We start from the raw sequence: 10,038 nt of genomic DNA, 5'->3' as shown, positions 1-10,038 counted from the left end.
TGGAAGTCCCTCTCCCGCTTTGGGAGAGGGATTTAGGGTGAGGGTTACAAAATTTGGGATACACCCTGCGATCGCGCTCAATCATTAGGCTAGATCAGCGGCTAGATTAGCCGTTTGCCAGATGAACCGTAAACGCTGCGAAATGCGGGGGGAATGCCCAGCATCGTCGCACAGACGAACCAAAATTTAGATAAATAGATTCTGAAGGTCGGATTTTGACGGTTCAAACTTGGAGCCAGTTGCCGTCTCTATCCAGCACCTACCTGGAACCCAGTCCGCTGGACGGGCGAAACAGCGCGACCGATCCGACGAGAGAATGTATCGAGATAAACAAAAGTTGACTTTAATATTTCAGCTAGCTTAACAAAACCTGGGACAAAATTGCAGACCCTAATTCGCTTTTCGCAATGATCTGGCGATCGCGCCCAAACAGGATTGACCCCACCCGCACCGGGCGATCGCAGTGGGTGCGAATATACACCGATGAGCGCTGGTCGATGGTTTGGGCGATCGCCCCATACACACGCCCCACCCAGTCGCTTCCGGTGTCCGCATCGAGGGTTTGCAAATACTTCAGCGCGGCCTCCGCCGTTTCGCAGGCAAAGATCTGCTGCACGTCTGCCGTGGGCAGGCCGGCGATCGCACAATGCGCCGCAAAAATTTCCTGCCGCCCGTCGGCAACGTGGTGGTGCGTGTGGAAAATGCCGCCTGCCAGCTTCATCAGCTTGCCATGATAGCCAAACAGCAGGATGGATTCTACCCCCTGCATTCCCGCCTCCACCAGCAGCGGCCCCAGCCAGTTTGCTGTTTTCACCACGCAGCCGGGATCGATCCCCAGCTTGCTTGCTAGATCCAGCCCGTTTTCCCCCAAGCAGAACACCAGCGCCGAATGGGTCACCGATTTTTGCCGCAGCGCCGCTCGAAAGTCTTCCAGTTGCCCCGGTGCGCTGAGGGGCTGGGAAATGCCCGATGTGCCCAGCAGCGATAGCCCCTCGACGACCCCAAAGGCAGCATTGGAGGTGCGCGTGGCGAGCGATCGCCCCTCCGGCAGCACAATCGTCACGCCGATGACCTCCCCTGGCCGCAGCAGCGGCTCCAGATTGCCCAGCAGCAGGGTGCGGGCGTAGGCATAGATGGCGGGTTGATTCTCGGCGTTGACTTGGCGGCCGAGTCCTTCGCCGCCCTCTAGGGTGATGGCGGGGAGGGGAGAATCTTGCTTGCCGACTCCTGATCCCCGCTGCTGGATCTCAACGATGCTCCAGATCGGCGTGTTGCGGGTTAGGTCGAGATTGTCGCCGGGGTCGCTGCGGGTGATGGCTAGGGCGGCGGTGGGGCCCAGGCGGGCGACTTGCTCAATGGGAATTTCGGCGGTCTGGGCGGGGCTGATCAGGTCGAGGGAGACGCTCTGGGGCGAGGGCGGGTCGTCGTGCAGGTGGCGCAGCGCGGCGATCGCCCCCGCACAGGCAAACACGGGCAGAGTATAGCCTGCCCGCGAAGAAGGGGGCTTAGGAAACGGCGCGGTCATGCGCCAATGCTAACGCTTCCAGCGCTGGACGGCTTCGGCGATGCGGCGGCCGTAGCGCTCGGACGTGAGGCGATCGCCCTCATCGAGGGTCGCTGGGGTCTGCCCCGAAAAGTCGGGCACTGTAAAGCCCATCACGCCCAGGAACGACCCCAGCCGATTCACGCCCTCGTTGTTGTAGCCCATTTCCGAATTGCCAACCCAGACCATGCTGTGTTGGGAAGCGTTGATGGCGAGGTAGAGCAGCGTGCCCTGCTTGTCGCCGCTGGGAGAGCCAGAGTGGGTAAAGCCGCCCGCGATTTTGTCCTTCCAGCCCTGCTGGGCCCACACGGTGCTGGCCGCATCCACGAATGCCTTGAACTGAGCCGCCACGCCGCCCATGTAGGTCGGCGACCCAAAGATGATGCCGTCGGCGCGATTCAGTTCTTCCAAAATGCCCGGATCTTGCCAGCGGCCGTTGACAATTTGCTCACCCGTAATTTGCAGCAGCTTGACCTCGGTGCCAGGAACTTGGCTTGCCCCTGCCGCCACTGCTTCTGCCATGAGCTTCGTATGGCCCGTACCCGAAAAATAGACAACTGCAACTGTCGGCATAACTGCGTCCTTTGAAATGTCTGTTCAGTGGTTGTGAGATCAGTGGTTTTGAGATTCAGTAGTTTTGAGAAATGGCGTATGAATCGGGTTGGTGAATCAGCTTGGATAAATCAGGTTGGATGGATCAGGTGGAATGAGACAAACTGCCAACCAAATGCCAACCAGAGGCCAACCAAATGCCAACCAGATTCAATTACCAGACGATACTTAGTCTCATTTCGTAACCAAGTTCAGTTTTAGCGTATAACAGATATACCGACTGAAACAAGACAGCACTTTGAGGTAAGTCAGTATGCTGCGGGTAACTGCGACCACGCCCCAGGAAGCAGAATCTTGCCCCGTGCGCGATGTGCTGGATCGCATTGGCGACAAGTGGAGTTTGCTGATCCTGTGTGCGCTGGCGGATGGCAAGCTGCGGTTTATGGACATCAAGCGGGCGATCGGCGATGTGTCGCAGCGGATGCTGACCCAAACCCTGCGACATTTGGAGCGCGACGGCTACATTACGCGCCGGGTATATCCCTCGGTGCCGCCGCGTGTGGAATATGAACTGAGCGAATTGGGGCGATCGCTCTTAGTCCCCGTGCAGCAGCTCATCGCCTGGGCCGAAACGCATCACCCCGAAATCGCCGCCGCCCGCGATCGCTACGATGCCCGCCCGGAGAACGTGCCCCAGGCGGACTGAGCCATGCTATTGCTGGAAATGCCTACGCGATCGCAGGTCTATCGCAGTTCCAAAGTGGCGATCGCCCGCTGAAACACCGGATCATCCTGTGGTCCGCTGATCGTGACAATGCGCCGCCGATCGGGAGTGAAAAAGGCAATGTTGGCGACTTCAATTTCGTCATGCTGATCGGTGTAGATGTAGACTGCCAATTCCTTGCCGCCCTGATTCACCAAACGAATCTGCGAGTCTAGCCAGGTGTGATTTGCTCGAATGGCTTGCTCTAGCCCCCGGCTGCCCGTGGGAACACCATCCACATTCAGTTCCACACTCGCAAACCAACCGCCTTCTCCATAGCCTGATCGCGTAATGCACTGGATGTAGTCGTAGTTTGTGGGGTTCATAATGCTGGCCTGACCGCCCTGCCGTCCCATCGCGCGATAGTTGGCAGGAATCTGAAATGCCACCCCAAGCTGAGAGTTTTCGTAGCGCCGGGTTTCTCTAGAGGGTTCCACCCAGTTGCCATACTCACAGGCGATCGCCGGACGTACCCCGACCGTTGCGCCGACTGACCCAAGCACACCAATAGCCGCAGCTAGGGCGATCGCCCTGATTCGTGAAGCTGGTGTCATTCTCTGAGGCCGAGTCGGATGAACCTGCTGAGGAGGAATCGTCATGATAGGTTTAGTAAGGTTGGAGAAGGTGAATATTGAACCTCATTCAGGCAAAAGACACCCAGCAATGCTGCCTCATTACCTGAGTTTTGTGGGTTCGATGCCTGAGCTTGGCTTCATTTTCTAGATTGCCCCTGTAATGAGCAGCGTGATACCGAGATAAAATAAAGGTTTCTGAAATTTTTCTAAATTTTTCCCGGCTTAACGAAAACGAATGGTCATTGCAATGCTGATAGCAGGCCTCGTCCTGCTGGTGGTTGGGGCGGAGATACTGGTTCGCGGCGCATCCAAGCTGGCGGCGATCGCCGGAATTTCGCCACTTGTTATTGGGCTAACCATTGTTGCCTACGGGACTAGCTCCCCAGAGATGGCGGTCAGTATCCTATCGAGCTATGCAGGACAGGCTGATATTGCAGTGGGCAACGTGGTCGGCAGCAATATTTTCAACGTGCTGCTGATCTTGGGCGTGTCGGCGCTGGTGGCTCCGCTGGTGGTCGCTCAGCAGTTGATTCGGCTGGACGTGCCGATCATGATTGGCGTATCGTTTCTGATGCTGCTGTTTGGGCTGGATGGGCGAATTGGGCGCTCGGATGGCGTGGTGCTGTTTGCTGGGGCGATCGCCTACACGATCTTTCTGATTTATCAGAGCCGCAAGGAGCAAAACCTGGATGTGCAGCAGGAATACGAGCAGTATGGCGCTGGAGAGCGGGGCGATCGCCCAGCCGCCCTAGTCTGGCTGATTAACCTGGCTTACATTGTGGGTGGGCTGGTGCTGCTGGTCTTGGGTTCCCGCTGGCTGGTGGATAGCTCCATCACCATTGCTCGCTCCATTGGTGTCAGCGAGTTGGTCATTGGCCTGACGATTGTGGCTGCGGGAACGTCTCTGCCCGAATTGGCCACCTCCGTCGTCGCCAGCTTCAAGGGCGAACGCGACATTGCCGTGGGCAACGTGGTCGGCAGCAATATTTTCAATATTCTTGCCGTGCTGGGCCTTTCGGCCGCCGTTTCCCCAGCGGGTTTGGCCGTGTCTGATGCGGTGCTGCGCTTCGATGGGCTGGTGATGCTGGCTGTGGCGATCGCCTGTCTACCCATCTTTTTCACAGGCAATCTGATTACCCGCTGGGAAGGCGCAGTTTTTATCGGATACTACGCCGCCTACACGCTGTATCTCATTCTCCGCTCCACCCAGCACGACATCCTGCCGCTCTTTAGCCAGGCCATGTTCTGGTTTGTGCTGCCAATCACGGTTTTGACGATTGCCGTCGTAACCCTGCGCGAACTCCGCTGCTCTCGCCACCGCAAGCAGCAGATCTCCTCCGCCGAAGATCCGCCGACCCGATAGTTAATCGGTTCGTTCCACCTTGCTCAGCCCTCCAGCAAAACGTGCAGCGCTTCTGGGGTCTCCCTTCCCCGCCTGTGAGAGAATGGAGAATACTGCTGTTAATACCCGTTAGGGGGTTCCGTGAGTTTTTCTGAAATGACTTCTGCAACACAAGCCATGCCCCAACGGGCAGTGTTTCCCTTCACGGCGATCGTGGGGCAAGAAGAAATGAAGCTAGCCCTGCTGCTGAACGTGATCGACCCCAAAATTGGCGGGGTGATGATTATGGGCGATCGCGGCACGGGCAAAACCACTACCATTCGTGCCCTGGCCGACTTGCTGCCCGAAATTGAGGTCGTTGCCGATGACCCCTTCGGCAGTTCCCCCACCGACCCCGACCTGATGAGCGACGACGTGCGGCGGCGGCTCAGCGCGGGTGAAACCTTGCCCGTGTCCCATCGCAAAGTGATTATGGTCGATTTGCCACTGGGGGCGACGGAGGATCGCGTTTGCGGCACTATCGACATCGAAAAGGCGCTGTCAGAAGGCGTGAAAGCCTTCGAGCCGGGGCTTTTGGCTAAGGCGAATCGCGGCATTTTATACGTAGACGAGGTGAACCTGCTGGACGACCACCTAGTGGACGTGCTGCTGGACTCAGCGGCTTCCGGCTGGAACACCGTAGAGCGCGAGGGTATTTCGGTTCGCCACCCAGCCCGGTTTGTGCTAGTGGGGTCGGGGAACCCAGAAGAGGGCGAGTTGCGGCCCCAACTGCTCGACCGCTTTGGAATGCACGCAGAAATCCGCACGGTCAAAGATCCCTCGCTGCGGGTGGATATCGTGGAGCAGCGCTCCGAGTTTGACCAAAATCCGAAGGCGTTTTTGGCAAAGCATCAAGCCCGGCAAGACGCGCTGCAAAAGCAAATCGTCGATGCCCAGGCGCGGCTGTCGTCGGTGACCATTAACCGAGAGCTAAAGGTAAAAATCTCTCAAGTCTGTGCTGAGCTAGATGTGGATGGACTGCGGGGCGACATCGTGACCAACCGCGCCTCGAAGGCGATCGCCGCTTTTGAAGGTCGCACCGAGGTCACCGAACAGGACATTCGCCGCGTCATCGGCCTCTGTCTGCGCCACCGCCTGCGAAAAGACCCGCTGGAGTCGATTGATTCGGGCTACAAGGTCGATAAGGTCTTTGGGCAGGTCTTTGGGCTATCGGAAGAAGCCATCCAAAACGGCGCGGCCGTTGCCCGCTAGCGCAACTTCCCGCTAGCGAAACCTATGGAGAACCTGTAGAGAACTTGTAGAGAACCTTGGACTAACAATCCGACCAACGATCCAAAATCGCAAATCTAAAATCCAAAATCGACACGTCCCCTATCCCCCGCATGACCCACATCCTTGGGCTAGACCCCGGCCTGGCGACTCTCGGCTTTGGGGCGCTGCGCTGCGAGTCGGGTTTCGGCCTCCGGTCTGCCGATCAAGTGGAGGTGCTGGATTTTGGCGTGATTCGCACCCCAGCGGGAACCGACATGGGCGATCGCCTTTGCACCATCTTCGACGACCTGCACGACCTGCTGAATACGGTCAAACCCGACCTGATTGCCCTGGAAAAGCTGTTTTTCTATCGCATGGGTAATACGATTGCGGTTGCCCAAGCGCGGGGCGTAATTGCACTGGTGTTGGCACAGCACAAGCTACCTGTAGTAGAATTCACGCCCGCCCAAGTCAAACAAGCGCTCACGGGCTATGGCAACGCTGACAAACTCGCGGTGCAGGAAGCGGTGGCCCGTGAGCTATCGCTGGCGACCATCCCCAAGCCAGACGACGCAGCCGATGCGCTGGCGATCGCCCTTGCTGCCTGGTTCCAGCGGTGAGTTCAGCCTCGAAGCGATCGCTCTAAACCTAAGCAGGCACTACGCTTCATCCGACATATTCGGATCTTCATCCTGAAGATGGTTCAAATCCTCTGGCTTAATCCCCCAGACCTCCAGCAGGTCGCCCGTGCTATCTAGCCTGCTGACCCCATGCTCAGTAATCAGGTAGGTAGAACTTTCGTCCTGCACCTGGATCAGGATTTCCCCTTCACTGTCGTCATCTACAATTTCAATGTCGGCTTCGTCGGAACGCTGGAGAGCGGCGATCGCATCCGGATCACCCTTTGCCGCCAAAACCTTCAATAGATTCAGCGTGGTGTAATGTACGGAGCGGGGAATACGTTCTGTCATAGCTATCCTGAAATCAGCTTGAGCTAAACAACTTGAGCTAAACAGCTTGAGCTAAACAGCTTGCGCTAAAAAAACGTCAGCAAGACTCAAAAACACTCAAAATTCGGTTCAAAACTTTGCTCTCAAGATTCATGCTTCAAAATACCCTACAGCATCCCTGAAAATTTGGATATAGCACCTTAATACAGCCAACTCCCTGTATAACTCCCGATGCAACTTTCCGGCTTTCACCACATCGCCCTGATCTGCTCCGATTACGAGCGCTCGAAACACTTCTACACCGAGATTCTGGGCTTCCAGGTTTTGCAAGAAACCTACCGTGCGGCAAGGCAGTCCTACAAGCTGGATTTGGCGCTTCCCGACGAGTCTGGAATTTCTGCCTATCGCATTGAGCTATTTTCCTTTCCTGCACCGCCGCCTCGCCCCTCGCGCCCGGAGGCCTGCGGGCTGCGCCATCTAGCCTTTGCGACCCCTGATCTCGACCGTTCCGTTGTCTACCTGGAGTCTCAAGGAATTTCCGTCGAACCGATCCGAGTGGATGAGCTAACCCAAAAGCGGTTCACCTTCTTTCAAGACCCAGACGGACTGCCGCTAGAGCTATACGAAGCATAGACCGCTGTGCATAGACCACTGTGCATAGACCCCCGTGGGCAATCCCCATACGCCCAGCGTGAACAAAAAGCGCAAATACAAAAAAACGGGCTAACCCGTTCCAGGTTAACCCGTCAATTGGGAACGCTCGAAGAAACTACTTTTGCACCACCAGCTTCACGTTGGCGTTTTGCAGACCGGGGCGCTTCACTTCTGCCAGCGTCTTGTTGACGGCATACTTCTGGTTGATGGAGTTGATCAGCTCGGTCTGGTTGTGCTTCTTGGCAACGCCCCAGAGGTCGGCGATCAGGTCGAAGGAACCATCGGCATTGCGAGACCAGCCCAGATCATACTCGCCTTCCAGAACGGCAACGATGTCAGAGCGGACGCGCTGACCGTTGTAGCCGCGCACATCAGCTTCGGTCTTGACCGTGATGCCCAGATCCCGCAGAGAAGCCTTCAGGATTTCGGCATCGGTGATTTTGGTACGCAGAGTGCTAAAGTGAGACATTTCGGATTTCCTCCTGTAGGGAAAACTGAGAGAGACAACGTTTTTTGGTAGGTAGGTACCGCCCGGCTCAGCCTTTGGAGGGCAAACAGAAGCGGCTATAGCGATTAGACTGCTAGCGATGTGCTAGCCTTTCCTCCTGTTGGGAGCAGGAGAGAAAGCCCGTTTAGCTCCACTCCAGCCGCTTATACTCCTCTTCGCGGCTTCGCTCTTCAGCGATGGAAGTGGCGGCAGGTCGCGCGCGCTGCCTCGCCCATTCCCGTAGGGCGACTACCTGCTCAGCCATCGTCTTCGACAGCGGAAGCGTCGATTTGACGGCAGCAATGATATCCAGTTGAGTGAACTCTCGATCTTGAGCAAAGGCTTCGTACATCGCAGCCACGACCGCCTGCTCAATCTCTGCACCAGAGAACCCACACACAACATTGACCGAACGGCTCGCGCCCGTGTTGGGGTCGGTAATCGAGACGCTTGCTTCGGTTTCAGAAATCTTGGCCAACTGCTCCAAGTCAAACCGGGAGATGTCGTTTCGCCGCTTGGAGAGGTGGATGCGGAAGATATCCTTACGTTCCTCAGCCGTGGGCAAATCGACGAAAAAGATTTCGTCAAAGCGACCCTTGCGAAGGAACTCACCCGGTAGCCGATCGACTCGGTTGGCCGTTGCCATCACGAACACAGGCGAAGTCTTCTCCTGCATCCAGGTCAAGAAGGTTCCAAAAATACGGCTGGAGGTGCCGCCGTCAGAGTCGGCAGACCCTGCGCTCCCCGCAAAGGACTTATCTAGCTCGTCGATGAATAGAATGGCGGGAGAGATAGACTCGGCGGTTTTTAGGGCACTCCGCAGGTTGGCTTCCGATCGCCCCACCATAGACCCGTCATAAACGCGACCCATGTCCAGACGCAGCAGCGGCAGTCCCCACAGGCGAGAAGTGGTCTTGGCAATCAGCGACTTACCGCAACCGGGTACGCCCAAAATCAGCATCCCCTTAGGCTGAGGCAGTCCATACTCCCGCGCCCGCTCTGTAAAGGCGTTGGAGCGCTGGCGCAACCAGGACTTGAGTTCTTCCAGACCGCCCACCGAGTCGATGGTGCTGTCTTCTTCGAGATATTCCAGAATGCCGTTGCGACGGATGAGCTGCTTCTTCTCTGAGAGGACGACTTCTACCTCAGATTCGGTCAGCTTGCCAGCGGCGACTTGGGCCTTGCGATAGACCTTCTCCGCTTCATCGCGTGTGAGTCCTAGAGCAGCCTTCAGCAGCTTCTCGCGGGTTTCAGTGGAGATGCGCCGAGCAGGGCGAGACTGATCCAACTGATGCGTCAAGACTTGGTTTAGCTCTGCCATGTCGGGGAGCGGGAAGTCTAAAACAGCGACCTCTTTCTCCAGTTCGATCGGAATGTTTTGAACAGGGGACATCAGCAGGATGGTTTTCTGAGTGTCCTTAAAGCTGGCGATCGCATCTCTCAGCCACCGGGTCACCGCAGGCGAGTCGATGAAGGGGTGCAGATCCTTGAAAACAAAGATCCCTGGCTCTCGCTGACGAATGACCCACTCGATTGCGGCTTCGGGGGAAACGGTATTGTGCTGGGTGATATTGCGCGGCTGGCCAAACTCCACAATGCCGTGGGTAACGGTCCAGATAAAGACTCGTCGCAGGGGCTTCATCTGGGCGATCGCCGCGATGGTCTGCTCTGCCCGCTCTTCCTCAGAGGTCACGAGATAGATTAGAGGATACTGTGCTTGAACTAAAACGTTTAGCTCTTCTCTCATGTCGTCAACCTGCTATGGACAGTGGAGGACACCCGCAAACTGATTATGATGCGATCGCCGAACCGCAGTTCAGCAGCCCTTACGTAACCCGATAACCTGATAGATGCCCGACCCCAGTGGATGCGAACCCGTAAGCTTCCAGAAACTGCTCTCGAAGCCCATTTTCAACTGACT

Annotated in this window: 11 protein-coding genes; 5 read left to right on the top strand and 6 right to left on the bottom strand. The window is 56.7% G+C overall.

The features are described 5' to 3' along the window. Window positions 1-355: 355 nt before the first annotated feature. Window positions 356-1,525, bottom strand: coding sequence for a cobalt-precorrin-5B (C(1))-methyltransferase CbiD (gene cbiD, locus IGS51_RS04395; protein WP_297076413.1), 1,170 nt, complete (start codon window positions 1,523-1,525; stop codon window positions 356-358). Between the two features lie 9 nt (window positions 1,526-1,534). Further along, window positions 1,535-2,116, bottom strand: a complete 582-nt coding sequence (locus tag IGS51_RS04390; protein WP_297076411.1) for a flavodoxin family protein — start codon at window positions 2,114-2,116, stop codon at window positions 1,535-1,537. Between the two features lie 292 nt (window positions 2,117-2,408). Here IGS51_RS04390 and IGS51_RS04385 point away from each other — a divergent pair, with 292 nt between their 5' ends. Continuing rightward, window positions 2,409-2,801 carry a helix-turn-helix domain-containing protein gene (locus IGS51_RS04385; RefSeq protein WP_172353905.1) on the top strand — a complete coding sequence of 131 codons (393 nt, stop codon included), beginning with the start codon at window positions 2,409-2,411 and terminating at the stop codon, window positions 2,799-2,801. 38 nt (window positions 2,802-2,839) lie between these two features. On the opposite strand, the gene IGS51_RS04380 is transcribed toward IGS51_RS04385, so the two are convergent. Then, window positions 2,840-3,412: a hypothetical protein gene (locus IGS51_RS04380; protein WP_297076408.1), complete on the bottom strand. Its 573-nt coding sequence runs from the start codon at window positions 3,410-3,412 to the stop codon at window positions 2,840-2,842. A 256-nt stretch (window positions 3,413-3,668) separates the two neighbouring features. Here IGS51_RS04380 and IGS51_RS04375 point away from each other — a divergent pair, with 256 nt between their 5' ends. The 3 genes from IGS51_RS04375 (at window position 3,669) to ruvC (ending at window position 6,646) form a co-directional block, all read left to right on the top strand. Next, on the top strand, window positions 3,669-4,796 hold the full coding sequence (locus IGS51_RS04375) for a calcium/sodium antiporter (RefSeq protein WP_297076406.1): 1,128 nt from the start codon (window positions 3,669-3,671) through the stop codon (window positions 4,794-4,796). 135 nt (window positions 4,797-4,931) lie between these two features. Further along, window positions 4,932-6,026 carry a magnesium chelatase ATPase subunit I gene (bchI, locus tag IGS51_RS04370; protein ID WP_297076403.1) on the top strand — a complete coding sequence of 365 codons (1,095 nt, stop codon included), beginning with the start codon at window positions 4,932-4,934 and terminating at the stop codon, window positions 6,024-6,026. Between the two features lie 131 nt (window positions 6,027-6,157). After that, a complete protein-coding gene (gene ruvC, locus IGS51_RS04365; RefSeq protein ID WP_297076399.1) occupies window positions 6,158-6,646 on the top strand; it encodes a crossover junction endodeoxyribonuclease RuvC in 489 nt (162 codons plus the stop codon). 39 nt (window positions 6,647-6,685) lie between these two features. Here ruvC and IGS51_RS04360 read toward each other — a convergent pair whose 3' ends face one another. Then, complete coding sequence (locus tag IGS51_RS04360; protein WP_297076397.1) at window positions 6,686-6,997, bottom strand: hypothetical protein; 312 nt, start codon at window positions 6,995-6,997, stop codon at window positions 6,686-6,688. Between the two features lie 210 nt (window positions 6,998-7,207). Here IGS51_RS04360 and IGS51_RS04355 point away from each other — a divergent pair, with 210 nt between their 5' ends. After that, window positions 7,208-7,609, top strand: coding sequence for a VOC family protein (locus IGS51_RS04355; protein ID WP_297076395.1), 402 nt, complete (start codon window positions 7,208-7,210; stop codon window positions 7,607-7,609). Between the two features lie 136 nt (window positions 7,610-7,745). On the opposite strand, the gene IGS51_RS04350 is transcribed toward IGS51_RS04355, so the two are convergent. Beyond that, on the bottom strand, window positions 7,746-8,099 hold the full coding sequence (locus tag IGS51_RS04350; RefSeq protein WP_172353897.1) for a DUF1257 domain-containing protein: 354 nt from the start codon (window positions 8,097-8,099) through the stop codon (window positions 7,746-7,748). A 163-nt stretch (window positions 8,100-8,262) separates the two neighbouring features. Then, complete coding sequence (locus IGS51_RS04345; RefSeq protein WP_297076392.1) at window positions 8,263-9,864, bottom strand: AAA family ATPase; 1,602 nt, start codon at window positions 9,862-9,864, stop codon at window positions 8,263-8,265. Window positions 9,865-10,038: the final 174 nt, after the last annotated feature.

This window comes from Thermoleptolyngbya sp. M55_K2018_002 (assembly GCF_015295965.1).
GTDB lineage: Bacteria > Cyanobacteriota > Cyanobacteriia > Elainellales > Elainellaceae > Thermoleptolyngbya > Thermoleptolyngbya sichuanensis.
The sequence above is the reverse complement of the archived record's forward strand: the minus strand, read 5'-3'. Positions and strand labels throughout refer to the sequence as shown.

What these genes read in the sequence shown, in the direction of transcription:
- IGS51_RS04360 (WP_297076397.1), bottom strand. Translation starts at nt 6,997, where the DNA reads ATGACAGAACGTATTCCCCGCTCCGTACATTACACCACGCTGAATCTA.
- IGS51_RS04375 (WP_297076406.1), top strand. Translation starts at nt 3,669, where the DNA reads ATGGTCATTGCAATGCTGATAGCAGGCCTCGTCCTGCTGGTGGTTGGG.
- IGS51_RS04355 (WP_297076395.1), top strand. Translation starts at nt 7,208, where the DNA reads ATGCAACTTTCCGGCTTTCACCACATCGCCCTGATCTGCTCCGATTAC.
- ruvC (WP_297076399.1), top strand. Translation starts at nt 6,158, where the DNA reads ATGACCCACATCCTTGGGCTAGACCCCGGCCTGGCGACTCTCGGCTTT.
- IGS51_RS04380 (WP_297076408.1), bottom strand. Translation starts at nt 3,412, where the DNA reads ATGACACCAGCTTCACGAATCAGGGCGATCGCCCTAGCTGCGGCTATT.
- IGS51_RS04345 (WP_297076392.1), bottom strand. Translation starts at nt 9,864, where the DNA reads ATGAGAGAAGAGCTAAACGTTTTAGTTCAAGCACAGTATCCTCTAATC.
- bchI (WP_297076403.1), top strand. Translation starts at nt 4,932, where the DNA reads ATGACTTCTGCAACACAAGCCATGCCCCAACGGGCAGTGTTTCCCTTC.
- IGS51_RS04390 (WP_297076411.1), bottom strand. Translation starts at nt 2,116, where the DNA reads ATGCCGACAGTTGCAGTTGTCTATTTTTCGGGTACGGGCCATACGAAG.
- IGS51_RS04385 (WP_172353905.1), top strand. Translation starts at nt 2,409, where the DNA reads ATGCTGCGGGTAACTGCGACCACGCCCCAGGAAGCAGAATCTTGCCCC.
- cbiD (WP_297076413.1), bottom strand. Translation starts at nt 1,525, where the DNA reads ATGACCGCGCCGTTTCCTAAGCCCCCTTCTTCGCGGGCAGGCTATACT.
- IGS51_RS04350 (WP_172353897.1), bottom strand. Translation starts at nt 8,099, where the DNA reads ATGTCTCACTTTAGCACTCTGCGTACCAAAATCACCGATGCCGAAATC.